This window comes from Kitasatospora sp. NPDC002040 (genome assembly GCF_040296785.1).
In the GTDB taxonomy this organism is placed as follows: domain Bacteria; phylum Actinomycetota; class Actinomycetes; order Streptomycetales; family Streptomycetaceae; genus Kitasatospora.
Genome location: NZ_JBEOXV010000007.1, coordinates 197,511 through 215,082, shown reverse-complemented (window position 1 = coordinate 215,082; position 17,572 = coordinate 197,511). Strand labels below are relative to the sequence as shown.

Here is a 17,572-nt window from a genome sequence, read left to right as displayed (position 1 = left end):
GACGGTCGAACTCCGAAGTTTATCGATCAACTCCGGTGTCCCACCGGCCTCATGAGTCTCCGTCAGCCAGCTCTCCGGCCCACTCCGCGAGCAGCGCGAAGTCGGCCTGCTGCAGCCCCACCCGGTGGTCGATCCGTACCGTCAGCGCGGGCCCCGGGTGGTGGGCGGCGATCCACTCCGTGTCGCGCTCCTCCAGCTCGTCGTCCACCCAGGCGAACGGCCGGCCGGCCGCCCAGGCGACCAGCTGCCGGGTCTTCCAGTGCAGGTCCTCGGGATCGCCCTGGTGCATGGACGACCATTCCACGTACGGGAGTTCGGGCAGGCCGAGCAATGGTGAGATCCAGGTGTTGGCCTCGTCCTTCCAAGTGGTGCACCAGACCAGCTCGTACGGCAGCGCCAGCAGCGCCGGGCCGTGCCCGGGGTGCAGCCAGAGCCGGAGCGGGCGGACCCGGTCGGCCGGGCGGTGCTGCCACTGCATCTGCCGGGCGATCCAGGAGGCGGGCCTGACCCGGTGGGTCAGGTAGCCGTCGGGGCGGCGGTGCGGCTTGGCGGTGTACGGGTTCAACGGGCCGTCCACGTCGAGCAGGAGCAGGGGGCGGGGCATCGGGTCTCCTCGAGGCGGCGGCGGCGGTGGGGGCACCGTAGTCGGGCGGGGCGGGGGACGCCTCCGGTTTTTGTCGGGGGGCTTGTGGCGAGGGGCGGGCGGCGGGACCGTGGTGGCCGTACGCCGTCAACTCCCCCTTCGCCGGAGGCCCCGATGCAGCTGACCCGCCGTACGCTCCTCAGCACTGCCGCCGCCACGCTGGTAGCCGGTGCGCTCGGCACCGGACCGGCGGGCGCCGCCCCGCAGGCGCGGGTGGGGGCGTCCTGGATGGCGGGGCTGCCGGACGGGCGGTCGCTGCTGCGGATGACGATCCCGGGGACGCACGACTCCTGCTGCACCGATCCCGCCAACGGCACCGAGTGGTCGCACACCCAGAACTGGGGCGTACCGGAGCAGTTGGAGCGCGGCATCCGCTTCCTGGACATCCGCTGCAACGGTCTGGCGGGTGCGCCGGACGCGTTCGGGATCTACCACTCGGGCTGGTACCAGGGCACCACCTTCGACCAGGTGCTGAACCAGTGCCGGAGCTTTCTGGCCGCGCACCCCGGCGAGGTGCTGCTGATGCGGGTGAAGAAGGAGAACGGGACCAACAACGACGTCGGCGCGGACTTCGCCCGGATCTTCAACGGCTACCTGGACACCAAGGGCTACCGGCCGCTGTTCTGGACCGCCCCGCGGGTGCCCGCCCTCGGCGAGGCGCGCGGCCGGATCGTGCTGCTGGCCGACTTCGCCAACGACTGGCCGGTGCTGCACTGGCCGGGCGGGGACAACGGCTTCCTGTCCAACGACGTGATCGACCTGCAGGACCGGTACACCGCGATCAGCAGCGGCACGAAGTGGTCCTCGTACGTGCAGCGGCAGTTCGACAAGGCCTTCAACGACCAGGGCTCGGCGAAGCTCTACCTCAACTTCGCCAGCATCGGGAACGGCGAGTGGCCGAAGTACTCCTCGCAGACCGTCATGCAGAAGGTCTGGGAGTACCTGGAGGCCCGCAAGCAGCAGCGGGCGAACCTCGGGGTGGTGCCGATGGACTTCCCCGACTTCCACACCAACGCGCTCCAGCTCCTGATCGACAAGAACTTCATCTGACCGGCTCCGTCAGCCCGTTGCCGCTCCGCCGTCATCCCTTCCGGCGAACCGGGGCGTGTCCGGCGCGGATCGGGCCGGGTGGCGGCGGCCGGGGCGGGATGATCGCGGATGGTTCCGGAACGCCCTGGGAGAGAGAGCTCATGATTCGCAAGACCGCCGCCTCCGTGTCCGCCGTCGCACTCGCCGTGCTGGGGGCGGCGCCCGCCGTCGCCTGGGCCGCCCCCGACACCACCGGCGCGGCCCTGGACACCACCTGCTCGGAGGTCGGCAAGCTCGGCACCCAGGGCCCGGTCGCGATGACCGCGATGGCCACCGAGGCGCTCCCGGTGGGCGGGTTGATGCAGAAGTGCACCGACAGCGCCCTCTCGGTGGACGGCGACGCCGAGCTGATGCACGCGCTCAGCGGCGCCCCGTCGCTGGCCGGCAGCGGTCCGCTGCTGCTCGGCTGAGGCCGCCGGAAGGACAGGCCGGGAGGACGGGCCGGAGGGGCAGGCCGGGGCGGGCTAGCGTGCGGGCAGCTGCTGGACCGCCCAGCCGTTGCCGTCCGGGTCCGCGAAGAAGACGAAGGAGCCCCACGGGAACTCCTGCACCTCGCTCACCGCGACGCCCCGCCCGCTGAGTTCGGCGTGCGCGGCGTGGATGTCGGCGACCACCAGCTGCAGCCCCTGGGCCGAGCCGGGCGGGGTGTCCAGCAGTCCCGTCCCCAGCGCGATCGAACAGGCCGACCCCGGGGGCGTGAGCTGGACGAAGCGGATCGTGTCGCTGACCGTGTGGTCGTGGTCGGCGGTGAAGCCGACCTGGTCGGTGTAGAAGGCCTTGGCCCGGTCCACGTCCGAGACCGGGACCGCCACCAGTTCGAGTTTCCAGTCCATGCGGCCGACGCTACCGAACCCCGCCCGCCCCGCCCCGTTCGACACGCACGGCGGCCCAGGCCCGGGCGGCGGCGATCCGGTCGGTGGCGCTGGGGTGGGTGGCGAAGAGCAGCTGGAGCAGCCGGGGCGGGTCGACGTCGGAGATGTTGGTGACCGCGAGGCGCCGCTGCATCGCGATGAACTGCTCGGGGTCCGAGGTGAGTTCGAGGGCGTGGCGGTCGGCCCTGGTCTCGATCCGGCGGCTCGCCGCGCACTGGAACGGCCCGGCCAGGGTGCCGAGCACGGTGGCGCAGGCCGCGAACAGGAAGAGCGAGCGCGGGTCGGCCGCCGAGTCGGCGGAGGCCGCGTCGAGCAGCGGCCGCCAGGAGGTGAGCAGCCCGAGCAGGGCGACCGCGACGGCTGCGCCGAGCGAGCCGAGCAGGGTGCCGGTGAGCACGTCCCGGTGCTTGACGTGGCCGAGTTCGTGGGCCACCACGAGTTCGACCTCGCGCGGCGCCGCGGTGGAGAGCAGGGTGTCGTACGCGACGATCCGGCGGGTGGCGCCGAGGCCGGAGACGTACGCGTTGAGCGCGGTGGTGCGGCGGGAGGCGTCGGCGACCAGCACCTCGCGCACCCGGACCCGGTCGCGCTCGGCCAAGTCCAGCAGGGCGGTGCGCAGTTCACCCTCCGGCATCGGGGTGAAGCGGTTGAACAGCGGCTCGACCAGCAGCGGGAAGAGGAACGAGAGCAGCGGCACCAGTACGGCCGCGAGCAGCGCGGCGGGCAGCCACCAGCCGTCCGGCGAGCGGTCGGTGAGCGCGTACAGCCCGTACCCGACCGGCAGCGCCAGCACCAGGCCGAGGGCCAGCCCGCGCAGCAGGTCCACCGCCCAGCCGGCCCAGCCCTGGGTGACCAGCCCGTACTCCCGGCGGATCAGGTGCAGCCGGGCGGCGAACGGGAGTCGGGCCAGTTCGCCGAGCAGCAGCAGGGCGGCCACCCCGGCCGGCACCTGCGCCGTCCGGGAGCCGCCGAACAGGTCACCGGCCGCCGTGACCAGCCCGGCCCCGGCGGGAGTGAGTCCGAGCAGCAGCGGCAGCAGCAGCCCGACGGCGCGGGCGCCGAGCACCCAGGGCAGCTGGGCCCGGCGCAGCGCCCGGCCCCGGGCCGCCTGCCCGGGAGTGAAGTCGGGGGCGGCGGGGAGGGAGTCCATGGGAGTCAAGGGTGGCAGAACGACGGCGGCCCGTCCTCCCCGCGAAGGGGTGGACGGGCCGCGCGAAGTGACTGGCGTTCAGCCGGATCAGACCTGGCCGGCCTTCTCCAGGGCGGAGCAGCAGGTGTTCACGATCAGGCGGGTGACCACGTACGGGTCGACGTTCGCGTTCGGGCGACGGTCCTCGATGTAGCCCTTGCGGTCGACCTCGACCTGCCACGGGATGCGGACCGAGGCGCCGCGGTCGGACGCGCCGTAGGAGTACACGTTCCACGGGGCGGTCTCGTGCTTGCCGGTCAGGCGGGACTGGATGTCGTCACCGTACTGGTTGACGTGCTCCAGGACCTTCTCCTGCGAGGCACCGAGCGACTCGCACGCGGTGATGATGGCGTCGTAGCCCTCACGCATCGACCGGGTGGAGAAGTTGGTGTGCGCGCCCGCGCCGTTCCAGTCGCCGCGGACCGGCTTGGCGTCCAGGGTCGCGTCGATGCCGAACTCCTCGGCGGTGCGGTAGAGCAGGTAGCGGGCGATCCACAGGTCGTCCGAGACGGTCAGCGCGTCGACCGGGCCGATCTGGAACTCCCACTGGCCGGGCATGACCTCGGCGTTGATGCCGCAGATCGCCAGGCCGGCGTCGATGCAGCGGTCGAGGTGCAGCTCGACGATCTCGCGACCGAAGACCTCCTCGGCGCCGATGCCGCAGTAGTAGCCACCCTGCGGGGCCGGGTAACCGCCCTCCGGGAAACCGAGCGGACGGGAGCCCTTGAAGAAGGTGTACTCCTGCTCGATGCCGAAGATGGCCTCCTGGCTCTCGAACTGCTCGGCGATCGGACGCAGCAGCGCACGGGTGTTGGACTCGTGCGGGGTGCCGTCGGTCTCGAAGACCTCACAGAGGACCAGGATGTTGTCGCCGCCGCGGATCGGGTCCTTGACGACCTTCACCGGCTCGAGCACACGGTCCGAGGCGTGACCCTCGGCCTGGTTGGTCGAAGAACCGTCGAAGCCCCAGGTGGGGATCTTGTCCGCGTTCGGCAGCACCCGAGTCTTGGAACGGAGCTTGGCGGTCGGCTTGGTGCCGTCGATCCAGATGTACTCGGCCTTGATTGCCATTGCGGTGAACCTCACTGCTTGGGTGGTGGGTGCCCGCGTAGCGTCGCAAGCCGCCGTTTCCCGGTTGTTCCTCCCGTGTAACGCCCATGTGAACCAACCGTCCGCAGCGGCACGACCACCGTCGGAAAGTGTCATGTCCGGATGGTGGACGGGTCGGTCCACCCCTTGATCAGTGCCGGCGGGCGTGCGCGCGACGGCGCCGGGTCAGCCGGAGCGCCACCGCCCCGACCGCCAGCAGGGTGCCCGAAGCGGCCAGCACGGTACCCGTCCCGCTGCTGCCGGTGGCGGCCAGCGACTGGCCCTCCCCCGGCTTGGTCGCCACCGCCGGGACCGCCCGGTTCGCCTTGGTCGGCGCCGCGCTCGGGGACACCGCGCCCGGCGACGGGGCGGGGACGGGCTTCTCGCAGCTGACCGAGGCCACCGTGATCCTTCCGCTGACCTTGGCCACGTTCAGGTTGAGCGGGTTGACGTCCACCTGCACCTCCAGGGCCGAGGCGGCGGCCGTGGAGGAGGTGGTGCTCTTCCCGGAGAACTCGATGTCGACCACCCCGACGCCGGGGACCTCCACATGGGTCGGCTTGCTCAGCCCGAGCGCGACGGACTTGCCGAGCACGGAGATCCGGGCCGGCGAGGTCACCTTGGCGGTCGGCGGCCCGTCCACCGGGCAGGTGACCTCCGCGCTCAGCGCCTCCAGCTGGAGCAGGGCCGCACCCAGCAGGCCCGGCGCCCGGACGTCGGCATCCACCAGCTCGACCTTGGCGGCGGCGCCGGTGGCGTCCGCCCTGGTGGTGGACTTGCCGACGTCGGCCCGCACCAGCGTGACCGGCCGTCCCTGGTCCACGCCGTCCACCTTCGCGGTCAGCACCGAACCGTTCAGACTGGCCGGGGACTCCACCTTGTTCAGCGAGATCCTGACCGGTACGGCCGCCGCCCCGCCCACCAGGGCCACCTTCAGGTCGAGCTCGGCCGTGACGGCGGCCGCCTTGCCCGGGGAGCCGGGGACCGGCTCGGCCGCGTGCGCGGCGCCGGGGAGGAGCAGCGCGGCGGTCAGGGCGGTGGCGGCCGAGGTACGGAGGACGGAGCGGCGCACGGGCATGACGGAGGAACCCCCAGGGAGGAAGAGTGGGCAGAGCGGGCCGCGGACGCTCCCCGGCGCAGGCACGGGGAGGGGGCTGGTGCTCTCGACTGCCGACAGTCTCTTCGAACAATCCGTCACATGAGTAACACTGTGCGTCAGTTCACTCTTTCGGGTTGAGTTGACGCGGAGTGCTGACCGAGAAGCCCTACGGCAGGCGCCAGTCGACCGGCTGGGCGCCCTGGCCGGCCAGCAGCTGGTTGGCCCGGCTGAACGGGCGGGAGCCGAAGAAGCCGCCGCTCGCCGACATCGGGCTCGGGTGGGCGGACTCGACGGCCGGCACCTCGCCGAGCAACGGGCGCAGCTTGCGGGCGTCCCGCCCCCAGAGGATCGCCACCAGCGGCCCGCCCCGGGCCACCAGCGCGCGGATCGCCTGCTCGGTGACCTTCTCCCAGCCCTTGTCCCGGTGCGCGGCCGGCTTGCCGGGCGCGGTGGTCAGCGCCCGGTTCAGCAGCAGCACGCCCCGGTCCGTCCACGGGGTCAGGTCACCGTTGGCCGGCGGCGGGAAGCCCAGGTCGCGGCCGTACTCCTGGAAGATGTTGATCAGGCTGCCCGGGATCGGCCGCACCTCGGGCGCGACCGAGAAGCTCAGCCCGACGGCATGGCCCGGCGTCGGGTACGGGTCCTGACCCATGATCAGCACCCGGACGGAGTCGAACGGCTGCTGGAACGCCCGCAGCACATTGGGCCCGGACGGCAGGTACGTCCGCCCCGCCGCCAGCTCCCCGCGCAGGAAGTCCCCCATCGCGGCGACCTGCCCGGCCACCGGCGCCAGCGCCTCGGCCCAGCCGGGTTCGACAATCTCGTTCAACGGACGTGCAGCCATACGGGTCAGCCTATCGGCCACCGGACCCGGTCCTTCACGCCCTCCCTCGGACGATCCGGCCGCGCAGCACGATCAGTTGCGGGTCGGCCAGGACGCGGACGTCCGCGCGGGGGTCGGCGGCGTAGACGACCAGGTCGGCCGGGGCGCCCTCGGTGAGGCCCGGGCGGCCGAGCCACTTGCGGGCGGTCCAGGTGGCGGCGCCCAGTGCGGCGAGCGGCGACAGGCCGGCCCTGACCAACTCGGCCACCTCGTCGGCGACCAGGCCGTGCGCGAGCGAGCCGCCCGCGTCGGTGCCGACGTAGATCGGGACCCCGGCGTCGTGGGCCGCGCCCACGGTGTCGTAGCGCCGCTCGTGCAGCCGCCGCATGTGCGCCGACCAGGCCGGGAACTTCTCCTCGCCGCCCGCCGCCAGCTTCGGGAAGGTCGCGATGTTCACCAGCGTCGGCACGATCGCCACCCCGGCGGCGGCGAACTGCGGGATCAACTCCTCGGTCAGACCGGTCGCGTGCTCCACACAGTCGATCCCGGCGGCCAGCAGGTCGGGCAGCGAGTCGGCGGCGAAGCAGTGCGCGGTGACCCGGGCGCCCTCCTGGTGCGCGGCGGCGATCGCCTCCCGCAGCGCGTCCCCCGGCCAGCAGGCGGCCAGGTCGCCCGTCCCCCGGTCGATCCAGTCGCCGACCAGCTTGACCCAGCCGTCGCCGCGCCTGGCCTCGGCCCGGACGTACGCGGCCAGGTCGCCGGGCTCGATCTCGTGCGCGTAGTTGCGGATGTAGCGCCGGGTCCGGGCGATGTGGCGGCCGGCCCGGATGATCCGGGGCAGGTCCTCCCGGGCGTCCACCCAGCGGGTGTCGGCGGCCGAACCGGCGTCGCGGATCAGCAGGGTGCCCGCGTCCCGGTCGGTGATCGCCTGCTGCTCGCCGGTCGCGGCGTCCACGGCGCCGTGCGCGTCCAGCCCGACGTGGCAGTGCGCGTCGACCAGCCCGGGCACCGCCCAGCCCTGCACCGTCCGGGCCGCACCGGCGGGCCGTTGGTACGTCACCCGGCCACCCACCACCCAGAGTTCGTCCCGGACGTCCTCGGGGCCGACCAGCACCCGGCCCTTGACGTGCAGCACCGCAGCATCACTCATGCCCGCACTCTACCGAGGCCGGTACGTGCCACCGAAGGACGGACCAGGGCAAAATGGCCCCAGCCCGTCCCCTCCGAAAGGCCGTCCCATGAGCCCCTTCCTCGACCTGCCGCCGCTGGGCGCCGCACAGTTCGCCGCGATCGAGGACCAGGTCGGTGAACTGCTGCGGACCCGGGCCGACGTGATCGTCACCCAGGGCGAGGCGCTGCTCCCGCTGGAGGCGGCGATCCGCGGTGCGGCCCACCCGGGCTCCACCGCGCTCAACATCGTCACCGGGCCGTACGGGCAGACCTTCGGGAACTGGCTCCGGGACTGCGGCGCCAAGGTGGTGGACCTGGTGGTGCCGTTCAGCACGGCCGTGACGGCCGATCAGGTCGCCGAGGCGCTGGCGGGCCGGCCGGAGATCGACTTCGTCTCGCTGGTGCACGCCGAGGCGGCCACCGGCAACACCAACCCGGTGGCGGAGATCGCCGAGGTGGTGCGGGCGCACGGGGCGCTGCTGATGCTGGACGCGGTGGCCTCGGTGGCGGCCGAGCCGCTGCTGACCGACGCCTGGGGCGTGGACCTCTGTGTGATCGGCGGCCAGAAGGCGATGGCGGGCCCGGCCGGGGTCTCCGCCGTCTCGGTCAGCGACCGGGCCTGGGAGCGGATCCGCGCCAACCCGGCCGCGCCGCGCCGCTCGTACCTCTCGCTGCTGGACTGGAAGGAGCGCTGGACGGACGCCGGACGCACCGCCCTGCCGCACGCCCCGGCCCAGTTGGAGATGCTGGCGCTCGGCGCCTGCCTGGACCGGATCGGGGCCGACACCCTGGACGCCACCATCGCCCGGCACCGGGCGGCGGCCGCCGCCACCCGGGCGGGGGTGCGGGCGCTGGGCACCCTGGAACTGTTCGTCCCCGAGGACCGCGACGCCGCGCCGGTCGCCACCACGATCCGTACCCCGTCCGGCCTGGACGCCACCGCCCTCGTGGCCGCCCTCGACCCGGCACTACCGGTGCAGGCCGGCGGCGGCGCGCTCGCCTCCGGGATGCTCCGGGTCAACCACTACGGCCGCGCGGCCGACCTGGGGACGGTGCTGGCCTGCCTGGGTGCCCTGGCCGAACTGACTCAGGGTGCGGACGGGGCCGTCGCGGCGGCCGAAGCGGCCTGGTCGGCCGCGCTCGCGGGCTGAGTCCGCGTCAGCGGCAGCACCGCCAGTGCGCTGAGCCCGTAGCAGAGGGCCACCGCGCCGAACAGCAGCTGCGGTTCGCGGTCGTAGAGCACCGCCGCCAGGTAGCCGGAGGGGACGGCGGCCAGGGCGGTGGCGGTCTTGATGGCGGAGGAGAGTTCGGCGCGGTCGAGGACGGGGATCGCGCTGACCACCAGGGCGTCCCGGTAGGACTCCAGCAGGAACGGACCGGCGGCGGTCAGCACGGTGCTGAGCAGCAGCACCGGCAGGCCACCGCTCGGCACCGCGAGGAAGGCCAGCCAGCCGGCCGTGCTCAGCAGCAGGCCGGCCAGGATCGAGCGGGCCGGCGGACGGTGCTGCCAGCGGGGCATCGGGCCCAGGTAGCAGGCGAAGGCGGTGACGGCGGCCACGGCGGGCAGGGCGGCGATCGCGGCGGTGCCGTAGTGCAGGTTGTCGGCGAGGTGGACCACCTGGAACAGGTTGATCTGCACGGCCAGGTTGGTGAGCAGGCAGAGCACCACCACCGGCCACAACTGCCGGGAGCGGCAGGCCAGTCCGAGCATCCGCAGGCCGCGGGCGACGCCGCTGGGCAGCGAGCCGCGCGGGGCGGCGGCGGACTGGTGCCCGGCGGCGGTCTCGGTGGTGAGGCGGTTCCGGATCAGGAACAGCGCGGTCATGCTGACGCCGCCGAGCAGGTAGACCCAGCGCAGCGTGGGCAGGGTGCCGAACCGGGCCATCGCGATGCCCGCCAGCGGGGTGAGCAGGCCGGCCGCCATCACCACGAGCTTGATCGCCGCGAAGATCCGCGGCCGCTGCCGCTCGGTGGCGTCCTCGGTGACCAACAGGAAGAACGAGAGGTCGACCACCCGGCCGAACGAGGCGCAGAGCGCGGCCAGCAGGAAGAGCCAGAAGCCGTCGGCGAACGCCCAGATGAACATCGGCACCGACCAGGAGAGCAGGTCGAAGACCAGCGTGGTCCGCCTGCGCCCCAGCCGGTCGGTGACGGTGCCCGCCAACAGCTGCACGCAGCAGGCGAGATAGAGCCCGAGCGAGGCGATCAGGCCGATCTCCAGCGTGCTCAGCCCGGCGGTCTTCTGGTAGAGCGTCGCGTAGTAGATCGAGATGGTGCCGGGGACGGCCCAGAGCGGCTCCCAGCGGATCGAGTGCCGGGCGTTCGGGGGAAGGTCGGCGATCAGCATCGGTACTCCTGCCACGTGGCTGGTGCGCCCTCACCCATGGGAGTGGTGAGGGCGCACCGGGGGGAGGGGTGGTCAGCGGTGCTTGAACCAACTCGCGGCGGTGGTGACCTTGTTGGAGTAGTCGAACAGCGCCTGGTTCTCCCAGGCGTTGCCGGAGGCGGCGTCGGCCGGGTCCCAGCCGTTGCCGGGGACGGCGGTCCAGGCCGGCTCCCAGTAGAAGACGCCCAGGCCACGGCCATTGGGGACGGCCTCGACCACGTTCATCACGTCGCGCAGGTTGGCGGCCTGTCCGGCCTGGGTGGCGGGGTAGCCGCTCTGCACGTTCGCCGCGAGGAAGTTGTTCTCCAGCGCATCGTTGTCGGCGGTGGTGAAGGCGTACGCGGTCTCGGCCACGAAGACCGGCTTGCCGTAGCGGGCGGCCGCGTCGTCGAGGGTGGTCTGCAGGTCGTTCAGCGGGCCGTGCCAGTAGTTGTAGTAGGAGAGCCCGATCAGGTCGAAGGGCACGCCGTTGGCCACCGCGTTGTCGAAGAAGGTCCGGGTGCCCGCCAGGTCGCCGCCCTTGGCGAGGTGCAGCGCGACCTTGGTCGAACCGCTCACCGCCTTGGCCGCGTTGGCGCCCTGCTTGAGCAGGCCGGCCAGGGCGGACCAGTTCGCGGTGGAGCCGGTGGGGAGCAGCATCCCGCCGTTGATCTCGTTGCCGATCTGCACCAGGTCCGCCGTGGTGCCCTGCGCCTTCAGGGCGTTCAGCACGTCGTAGGTGTGGTTGTAGACGGCGGTGTTGAGCTGGGCGGTGCTGTACGAGGCCCAGGCGGCAGGCTTGTCCTGCTGGCCGGGGTGGGCCCAGTGGTCGGAGTAGTGGAAGTCGACCAGGACGCCCATGCCGAGGGCCTTGGCCCGCTTGGCCATGGCCAGCACCTGGGTCCTGGTGTTGTAGCCGTCGGCCGGGTTCACCCAGACCTTGAGGCGGACGTAGTTCATCCCGTTGGAGTTCAGGATGGTCATCGCGTCGCCGGTGCTGCCGGCGGCGTTCCTGTACACGCCGCCCTTCGCCTCGCTCTTGGCGAGCGTGGACAGGTCGCCGCCCTTGACGGCGAGGCCGGTGGAGCCCGGGGTGAAGGTGAGGTCGTCGACGTTCAGCCAGTTCCCGGCGTTGGCATCGGAGTTGATGCTGACGGTGCACTGGCCGCCGGTGACGGCGATCGAGGTGACCAGCCGGATCCAGCCGCCGTTGGCGGTGGGCGGCAGGTCGGTGCGCTGCTCGGCGGAGCCGCAGTTGCGCAGCACGAGGTAGGCGGAGTTCTGTCCGCCGCTGGAGCGGACCCACGCGGTGAGCGTGTAGGTGCCGTTGGTCAGCCCGGAGAGGTACTGGTACGTCTCGACCTTGTAGGCGGCGGCGTTCCAGTGGGTCAGCCGGTACGAACCGGCGTGGCCGCCCGCCTCGGTGAAGGAGGAGGCGTTCTGTCCGGCGGCGGAGTACGTCGACCAGCCGCTGGGGGCGGCGGTGGCCGAACCGTCGGACTCGAAGCCGGGGTTGGTGAGGCTGGTGGCGGCGAGAGCGCTCGGGGCGGGGAGCGCGACCGCACCGGCGGTGGCGAGCAGGAGTGTGGCGGCGCCGCTGCTCAGCAGGCGCAGGAGTCCCTGGTGCATCGTCATCCTTGGCGATGAGGTGGGGTGGGGGAGGTACTGCCACGAGGGTGGGTGCCGACCGGTGGCGATCCGGGCGTACGGCCCCGGCGCCGATACCGGGCGGTGCGGCCGGTGGGGCGCCCCACGACGAAGGGGGGCGCCCCACCGGGTGGCCGGTCCGGGGGAGCCGGTCCGGCCGGTCCTGTCGTCGCCGACCCTCAGCGGCTCCGACAGGCGGTCTCGGTTCGGGTCGTCAGAGCTGCACGACCCGGGTGGAGTTGGCGGGGACAGTCAGCCGGCCGGAGACGGCGGTGCCGGTGAGGAGCTCCACCCCGGCGCCGTCCAGCGGCAGTTCGACGTCGGCCGCACCGTGGTTGATCGCGAAGAGGTAGCGGCCGTGCTCGCCGACCCGCTCCACCAGCTCGACGTCGCGCGGGAGTTCACGCTCGGCCAGGCCGGCGTCGGCGCAGGCCCGGGCCAGCACGGTGTCCAGGTCAGCCCCGTGCAGCCGACTGGAGACGTACCAGGCGGTGCCGTCGCCGAGCGCGTGCCGGGTGACGGCGGGGTGCCCGGCGGCGGGGCCGTCGGCGTACGTCCAGACCGGTTCGGCGCCGCGCGGGACGACGAACTCGGACCACACGTCGCCGGTCAACCCGGGCCCGCCGCCGATCAGTCGGACCGTCTCGCCGACCCGCAGCGGCGCGAACTCCTCGACCGTGAGGCCGAGTACGTCGCGCAGCGCACCCGGGTGCGGCCCCGGCTGGACGGTGTCGTGCTCGTCCACGATGCCGGAGAAGTAGGAGACCGCCAGGGTGCCGCCGTTCGCCACGTACTCCCGGAGGTTGAGCGAGGCGGCCTCGGTCATCAGGTACAGCGCCGGGACCAGGACCAGCGGATACCCGCTGAGGTCGGCCTCGGGGTGCGCGAAGTCGACGGTCAGGTGCCGGTCCCAGGCGGCGGCGTACCAGGCGTCGGCCCGCTCGCGGGCGTCCAGGTCCTCGCTCGGCCGCCACTCCAGCTTCTGCGCCCACCAGGACTGCCAGTCCCAGAGGATCGCCGCGTCGGCCCTGACCCGGCTGCCCCGGACGGCGCCGAGCGAGCCCAGGTCGGCGCCGAGCGCGACCACCTCGCGCCAGATCCGGCTGTCGGTGCCCGCGTGCGGCAGCATCGCGGAGTGGAACTTCTCGGCGCCGTAGCGGGAGGCCCGCCACTGGAAGAACATCGCGCCGTCCGAGCCGCGGGCGACGTGCGCCAGGCTGTTGCGGGCCAGTTCGCCGGGCTGCTTGACCAGGTTGCGGGGCTGCCAGTTGACCGCGCCGGTGGAGTGTTCGAGCAGCAGCCACGGGCGGCCGCCGGCCACCGAGCGGGTCAGGTCCGCCGACATGGCCAGGTTGATGTGGTTGCGGGGCGCTTCGGCGACCAGGTAGTGGTCGTTGGAGACGATGTCCACCTCCCGACCCCAGGCCCAGTAGTCCAGTGACTCGCACTGGGACAGCGCGGTCATGAAGTTGGTGGTGACCGGGATGCCGGGTGAGAGGCGGTGCAGTAGGTCCCGCTCGCGCTTGAAGTTGGCCAGGATCGCGTCGTTGGTGAACCGGGCCCAGTCCAGCTGCTGCGCCGGGTTGCCGGCCGTGGGGGTGGTGCGGGGCGGCCTGATGTCGTCCCAGCGGTTGTAGCGCTGACCCCAGAAGGCGGTGCCCCAGGCCGAGTTGAGCTCGGACAGGGTCTGGTACCGGTCGGCCAGCCAGCGCCGGAAGTGGGCGGCGGAGGTCTCGCAGTAGCAGGCGCTGACCGGCACGCCGTACTCGTTGTGCACGTGCCAGAGCGCGACCGCCGGGTGGCTGCCGTACCGGAGGCCGAGCTGCTCGGTGATGCCCGCGGCGGCCTCCTGGTAGGCCGGTGAGCTGTGGCAGATCGCGCCGCGCCCGCCGAACTCGTACCGCAGGCCGTCCCTGGTCACCGGCAGTGCCTCGGGGTGCTCGCGGTAGAACCAGGCGGGCGGGACCACGGTGGGGGTGCCCAGGTCGGCCCGGATGCCGTTGGCGTGCAGCAGGTCCAGCAGCCGGTCCAGCCAGCCGAAGTCGTAGCTGCCGCGCTCGGTCTCCAGCAGGGCCCAGGAGAAGATGCCCACGCTGACCATGGTGACCCCGGCCTCGCGCATCAGCCGGACGTCCTCCCGCCAGACCTCCTCGGGCCACTGCTCCGGGTTCCAGTCCCCGCCGAAGGCGAGCGCGTCCAGCCCGGCGGGCCAGGTCAGCGGGTGTTCCATGTCAGGCTCCAGGAGAGTTTCTGTGAACGTGCACAGTCGTGGGCCGCTGTGTCTCGCCTAGATAACCGTACGACTCCAAGCATTGACAAGTGTCTGGCTGGTTTCCGTACTGTGAACGTGCACAGTCGATGGTCGCGGCCCCCACGCCGCTCCGGCTGTCCCCCACTTCTCCCCCTGCAGCAGTGATCCTCGGGAGGATCCCCATGAACCGTCGCGTCCTCGCCCCGGCCGCCCTCGCCCTGACCGGGGTGCTCGCGCTCGCCGCCTGCTCCGGCTCGGCCGACACCGGGGGCAAGGCGGCCAGCGGCCCGGTGAACCTGACCTTCTGGTCCTGGACCCCGAACATGGACAAGGTGGTGGCGCTCTGGAACCAGGGCCACCCCGACATCCAGGTCAGCGTCCAGAAGCAGGCCAGCGGCGACGACCTGGTGACCAAGACCATCACCGCCGCCAAGGCCGGCAACGCCCCAGACCTGGTCCAGGCCGAGTTCCAGGCGCTGCCCACGCTGGTCTCCAACGACGTGCTGGCCGACATCGCCGCGCAGGCGGCCCCGGTGAAGAGCCAGTTCGCGGCCGGCGTCTGGCAGCAGGTCTCGCTCGGCACCGACGCGGTGTACGCGATCCCGCAGGACACCGCCCCGCTGGCGCTCTACTACCGCGCCGACCTGTTCCAGCAGTACGGCCTCAAGGTGCCCGCCACCTGGACCGAGTTCGCCGACGCCGCACGGCAGTTGAAGCAGAAGGACGCCACGAAGGCGCTGACCACCTTCTCCGCCAACGACTCCGGCCTGTTCGCCGGGCTGGCCCAGCAGGCCGGCGCCAAGTGGTGGACCGCCGCCGGGGAGACCTGGAAGGTCGGCATCGACGACGCCGCCACCCGGAAGGTCGCCGAGTTCTGGGGCGGCCTGGTCAAGGAGGGCGCCGTCGACAACCAGCCGATGTACACCCCCGCCTGGAGCAAGGCGCTGAACGACGGCAGTCAGATCGCCTGGGTCAGCGCGGTCTGGGCGCCCGGCGTCCTCACCAGCTCCGCCCCCGACACCAAGGGCAAGTGGGCGATGGCCCCGCTGCCGCAGTGGACCGCGGGCGAGTCGGTCACCGGCAGCTGGGGCGGCTCCACCACCGGCGTCACCACCGGCGCGAAGAAGGCCGGACACGCCGACGCCGCCGCACAGTTCGCCACCTGGCTGAACACCGACCCGACCGCCGTCGCCGCCCTGGTCAAGGAGGCGGGCATCTACCCGGCCGCCACCTCGGCGCAGACCGGCGCCGCCCTGGCCACCGCCCCGGAGTTCTTCGCCAACCAGGCCGACTTCTACCCGAAGGCCGCCGAGCTCGCCAAGGGCACCGCCCCGGCCGCCTGGGGCCCGAACGTCAACGTCGCCTACTCCACCTTCAAGGACGCCTTCGGCAAGGCGGCCCAGGACAAGGGCGACTTCGGCGCCGCGCTGACCGCGATGCAGCAGGCCACCGTCGCGGACCTGAAGAAGAACGGCTTCAAGACCGAAGGCTGACCGGCCCGTCGACCAGGCCCGGGGCTGATCCGTCGTCAGCCCCGGGTGCCCTCCCGAACCCAAGGACCGCCATGGCGCCCCCGCAGCCCAGGCCGACCAGGCGACTCGCCCCGTACGCCTTCCTCGCCCCCGCCACCCTGCTGTTCTCCCTGTTCTTCGCCCTGCCGATCGGTTACGCGGTCTACCTGAGCTTCCGCGCGGTCCGGGTCAAGGGCCTCGGCCTGGGCTCCGGCGCCCGCACCGAGGTGTGGGCCGGGTTCGGCAACTACACCTCCGCCCTGAGCGACCCCGAACTGCTCGGTGGGGCCGGCCGGACCCTGGTCTACGGCGCGCTGCTGGTGCCCGCGATGCTCGGCGCCGCGCTGTTCTTCGCGCTGCTGCTCGACACCCCGGCGATCCGGTTCGGCTCCTTCTCCCGGCTGGCGATCTTCCTGCCGTACGCGGTGCCCGGCATCGTGGCCTCGCTGCTCTGGGGCTTCCTCTACCTGCCGACCGTCAGCCCCGGCTACTTCCTGCTCACCGAGGCCGGGATGTCGGGCCCCGACCTGCTCTCCGGCAACGGCCTGTACGTCGCGCTGGCCAACATCGCGGTCTGGGGCGGCACCGGCTTCAACATGATCGTCATCTACACCTCGCTCCGGTCCATCCCGGTCGAGCTGTACGAGGCGGCCCGGCTGGACGGCTGCTCGGAGCTGAAGGTCGCCCTGCGGATCAAGATCCCGATGGTGCTGCCCTCGCTGGTACTGACCTTCTTCTTCTCGATGATCGCCACCCTCCAGGTGTTCAGCGAGCCGATGACGCTCAAGCCGATGACCAACGCGCTCAGCTCCACCTGGAGTCCGCTGATGAAGGTCTACCGGGACGCGTTCGTCCAGGGCGACATCCACTCCGCCGCCGCCACCTCGGTGATCATCGCGGTGGGCACCCTGCTGATCTCCTTCGGCTTCCTCAAGCTGGTCAACAAGCGCACCGACGGGGGCAGCTGATGCGTACCAAGTCGACCCGGTGGATCCCCACCCTGATCCTGCTGCTCGGCGCCGCCTACTGCCTGGTGCCGATCATCTGGGTGGTGACGGCCTCGACCAAGAGCGGCCAGGAGCTGTTCACCACCTTCACCTTCGCGCCCGGCACCGGCTTCCTGGACAACCTGGCCGAGCTCTCCTCCTACCGGGACGGCGTCTACTGGCGCTGGATGCTCAACTCCGCGCTGTACGCGGGCTTCGGCGCGCTGCTGTCCGCCGCGCTCTCCGGGGTGACCGGCTACGCGCTGGCCAAGTACCGCTTCCGGGGCCGGAACGCGCTGTTCAGCATCCTGCTCGCCGGGGTGCTGATGCCGCCGATCACGCTGGCCATCCCGCAGTACCTGCTGATGGCCGAGGCCGGACTGGCCGACAGCTACTGGTCCGTACTGCTGCCCAGCATCCTCAGCCCGTACGGCATCTACCTGGCCCGGATCTACGCCGCCGCCGCGATCCCGGACGAGGTGGTCGAGGCCGCCCGGGTGGACGGGGCACGGGAGTTCCGGCTGTTCCGCAGCGTGGCGCTGCCGATGATGGTGCCCGGCCTGGTCACCGTCTTCCTGTTCCAGTTCGTGGCGATCTGGAACAACTTCCTGCTGCCGTACATCATGCTCGGCGACGACGCGAAGTTCCCGGTCACCGTGGGCCTGTACTCGCTGCTGCAGCAGGGGGCCAACGCGCCCGCGCTGTACACCCTGGTGATCACCGGGGCACTGCTGTCGATCGTCCCGCTGGTCGCACTCTTCCTGGGACTCCAGCGCTACTGGCGCATCGATCTGCTCTCCGGCGCCGTAAAGTCCTGACTGTCCGCCAGCACCAGCAC

Annotated in this window: 16 protein-coding genes; 6 read left to right on the top strand and 10 right to left on the bottom strand. The window is 72.2% G+C overall.

All coding sequences use genetic code 11. The features are described from left to right. Nucleotides 1-49 precede the first annotated feature (49 nt). Nucleotides 50-604 (bottom strand): HAD domain-containing protein, encoded by a 555-nt coding sequence (locus ABT118_RS19185; protein WP_350669945.1) that lies wholly within the window; start codon nucleotides 602-604, stop codon nucleotides 50-52. A 153-nt stretch (nucleotides 605-757) separates the two neighbouring features. Between ABT118_RS19185 and ABT118_RS19180 the strand changes: the two genes are divergently transcribed. Continuing rightward, entirely contained in the window at nucleotides 758-1,693 is a 936-nt protein-coding gene (locus tag ABT118_RS19180) for a phosphatidylinositol-specific phospholipase C (RefSeq protein WP_350669944.1), read from the top strand. A 140-nt stretch (nucleotides 1,694-1,833) separates the two neighbouring features. Further along, entirely contained in the window at nucleotides 1,834-2,142 is a 309-nt protein-coding gene (locus tag ABT118_RS19175) for a hypothetical protein (RefSeq protein WP_350669943.1), read from the top strand. A 54-nt stretch (nucleotides 2,143-2,196) separates the two neighbouring features. Here ABT118_RS19175 and ABT118_RS19170 read toward each other — a convergent pair whose 3' ends face one another. The 6 genes from ABT118_RS19170 to ABT118_RS19145 all read right to left on the bottom strand — a co-directional run bounded on the left by ABT118_RS19170 (nucleotide 2,197) and on the right by ABT118_RS19145 (nucleotide 7,954). Continuing rightward, nucleotides 2,197-2,565: a glyoxalase superfamily protein gene (locus ABT118_RS19170; protein ID WP_350669942.1), complete on the bottom strand. Its 369-nt coding sequence runs from the start codon at nucleotides 2,563-2,565 to the stop codon at nucleotides 2,197-2,199. A gap of 10 nt (nucleotides 2,566-2,575) precedes the next feature. Next, nucleotides 2,576-3,754, bottom strand: coding sequence for a M48 family metalloprotease (locus ABT118_RS19165; protein ID WP_350669941.1), 1,179 nt, complete (start codon nucleotides 3,752-3,754; stop codon nucleotides 2,576-2,578). A gap of 87 nt (nucleotides 3,755-3,841) precedes the next feature. Then, entirely contained in the window at nucleotides 3,842-4,864 is a 1,023-nt protein-coding gene (gene glnII / locus ABT118_RS19160; protein ID WP_350669940.1) for a glutamine synthetase GlnII, read from the bottom strand. 169 nt (nucleotides 4,865-5,033) lie between these two features. Continuing rightward, nucleotides 5,034-5,954, bottom strand: coding sequence for an SCO1860 family LAETG-anchored protein (locus ABT118_RS19155; protein WP_350669939.1), 921 nt, complete (start codon nucleotides 5,952-5,954; stop codon nucleotides 5,034-5,036). A gap of 193 nt (nucleotides 5,955-6,147) precedes the next feature. Then, a complete protein-coding gene (locus tag ABT118_RS19150; RefSeq protein WP_350669938.1) occupies nucleotides 6,148-6,825 on the bottom strand; it encodes a uracil-DNA glycosylase in 678 nt (225 codons plus the stop codon). A 34-nt stretch (nucleotides 6,826-6,859) separates the two neighbouring features. Then, entirely contained in the window at nucleotides 6,860-7,954 is a 1,095-nt protein-coding gene (locus ABT118_RS19145) for an amidohydrolase family protein (RefSeq protein WP_350669937.1), read from the bottom strand. Nucleotides 7,955-8,042: 88 nt separating this feature from the next. Between ABT118_RS19145 and ABT118_RS19140 the strand changes: the two genes are divergently transcribed. Further along, nucleotides 8,043-9,125, top strand: coding sequence for a pyridoxal-phosphate-dependent aminotransferase family protein (locus tag ABT118_RS19140; protein WP_350669936.1), 1,083 nt, complete (start codon nucleotides 8,043-8,045; stop codon nucleotides 9,123-9,125). Here ABT118_RS19140 and ABT118_RS19135 read toward each other — a convergent pair. The 3 genes from ABT118_RS19135 to ABT118_RS19125 form a co-directional block, all read right to left on the bottom strand. Beyond that, complete coding sequence (locus ABT118_RS19135) at nucleotides 9,062-10,321, bottom strand: MFS transporter (protein WP_350669935.1); 1,260 nt, start codon at nucleotides 10,319-10,321, stop codon at nucleotides 9,062-9,064. The genes ABT118_RS19140 and ABT118_RS19135 overlap by 64 nt on opposite strands. A gap of 72 nt (nucleotides 10,322-10,393) precedes the next feature. Then, nucleotides 10,394-11,968, bottom strand: coding sequence for a glycoside hydrolase family 53 protein (locus ABT118_RS19130; RefSeq protein ID WP_502884590.1), 1,575 nt, complete (start codon nucleotides 11,966-11,968; stop codon nucleotides 10,394-10,396). Nucleotides 11,969-12,200: 232 nt separating this feature from the next. Then, the gene (locus tag ABT118_RS19125; RefSeq protein ID WP_350669933.1) at nucleotides 12,201-14,216 is read right to left on the bottom strand and encodes a beta-galactosidase; all 2,016 of its coding nucleotides are present in this window, start codon (nucleotides 14,214-14,216) and stop codon (nucleotides 12,201-12,203) included. 203 nt (nucleotides 14,217-14,419) lie between these two features. Here ABT118_RS19125 and ABT118_RS19120 point away from each other — a divergent pair, with 203 nt between their 5' ends. The 3 genes from ABT118_RS19120 to ABT118_RS19110 all read left to right on the top strand — a co-directional run bounded on the left by ABT118_RS19120 (nucleotide 14,420) and on the right by ABT118_RS19110 (nucleotide 17,552). After that, the gene (locus ABT118_RS19120) at nucleotides 14,420-15,730 is read left to right on the top strand and encodes an ABC transporter substrate-binding protein (protein ID WP_350669932.1); all 1,311 of its coding nucleotides are present in this window, start codon (nucleotides 14,420-14,422) and stop codon (nucleotides 15,728-15,730) included. 71 nt (nucleotides 15,731-15,801) lie between these two features. Further along, the gene (locus tag ABT118_RS19115) at nucleotides 15,802-16,716 is read left to right on the top strand and encodes a carbohydrate ABC transporter permease (RefSeq protein ID WP_350669931.1); all 915 of its coding nucleotides are present in this window, start codon (nucleotides 15,802-15,804) and stop codon (nucleotides 16,714-16,716) included. Beyond that, nucleotides 16,716-17,552 (top strand): carbohydrate ABC transporter permease, encoded by an 837-nt coding sequence (locus ABT118_RS19110; RefSeq protein WP_350669930.1) that lies wholly within the window; start codon nucleotides 16,716-16,718, stop codon nucleotides 17,550-17,552. The genes ABT118_RS19115 and ABT118_RS19110 overlap by 1 nt, the downstream gene beginning before the upstream one ends. Nucleotides 17,553-17,572: the final 20 nt, after the last annotated feature.

Excerpts from the sequence above, each read along its gene's own strand:
- ABT118_RS19185 (WP_350669945.1), bottom strand. The coding sequence starts at position 604 with ATGCCCCGCCCCCTGCTCCTGCTCGACGTGGACGGCCCGTTGAACCCG.
- ABT118_RS19180 (WP_350669944.1), top strand. The coding sequence starts at position 758 with ATGCAGCTGACCCGCCGTACGCTCCTCAGCACTGCCGCCGCCACGCTG.
- ABT118_RS19175 (WP_350669943.1), top strand. The coding sequence starts at position 1,834 with ATGATTCGCAAGACCGCCGCCTCCGTGTCCGCCGTCGCACTCGCCGTG.
- ABT118_RS19170 (WP_350669942.1), bottom strand. The coding sequence starts at position 2,565 with ATGGACTGGAAACTCGAACTGGTGGCGGTCCCGGTCTCGGACGTGGAC.
- ABT118_RS19165 (WP_350669941.1), bottom strand. The coding sequence starts at position 3,754 with ATGGACTCCCTCCCCGCCGCCCCCGACTTCACTCCCGGGCAGGCGGCC.
- glnII (WP_350669940.1), bottom strand. The coding sequence starts at position 4,864 with ATGGCAATCAAGGCCGAGTACATCTGGATCGACGGCACCAAGCCGACC.
- ABT118_RS19150 (WP_350669938.1), bottom strand. The coding sequence starts at position 6,825 with ATGGCTGCACGTCCGTTGAACGAGATTGTCGAACCCGGCTGGGCCGAG.
- ABT118_RS19145 (WP_350669937.1), bottom strand. The coding sequence starts at position 7,954 with ATGAGTGATGCTGCGGTGCTGCACGTCAAGGGCCGGGTGCTGGTCGGC.
- ABT118_RS19140 (WP_350669936.1), top strand. The coding sequence starts at position 8,043 with ATGAGCCCCTTCCTCGACCTGCCGCCGCTGGGCGCCGCACAGTTCGCC.
- ABT118_RS19135 (WP_350669935.1), bottom strand. The coding sequence starts at position 10,321 with ATGCTGATCGCCGACCTTCCCCCGAACGCCCGGCACTCGATCCGCTGG.
- ABT118_RS19130 (WP_502884590.1), bottom strand. The coding sequence starts at position 11,968 with ATGCACCAGGGACTCCTGCGCCTGCTGAGCAGCGGCGCCGCCACACTC.
- ABT118_RS19125 (WP_350669933.1), bottom strand. The coding sequence starts at position 14,216 with ATGGAACACCCGCTGACCTGGCCCGCCGGGCTGGACGCGCTCGCCTTC.
- ABT118_RS19120 (WP_350669932.1), top strand. The coding sequence starts at position 14,420 with ATGAACCGTCGCGTCCTCGCCCCGGCCGCCCTCGCCCTGACCGGGGTG.
- ABT118_RS19115 (WP_350669931.1), top strand. The coding sequence starts at position 15,802 with ATGGCGCCCCCGCAGCCCAGGCCGACCAGGCGACTCGCCCCGTACGCC.
- ABT118_RS19110 (WP_350669930.1), top strand. The coding sequence starts at position 16,716 with ATGCGTACCAAGTCGACCCGGTGGATCCCCACCCTGATCCTGCTGCTC.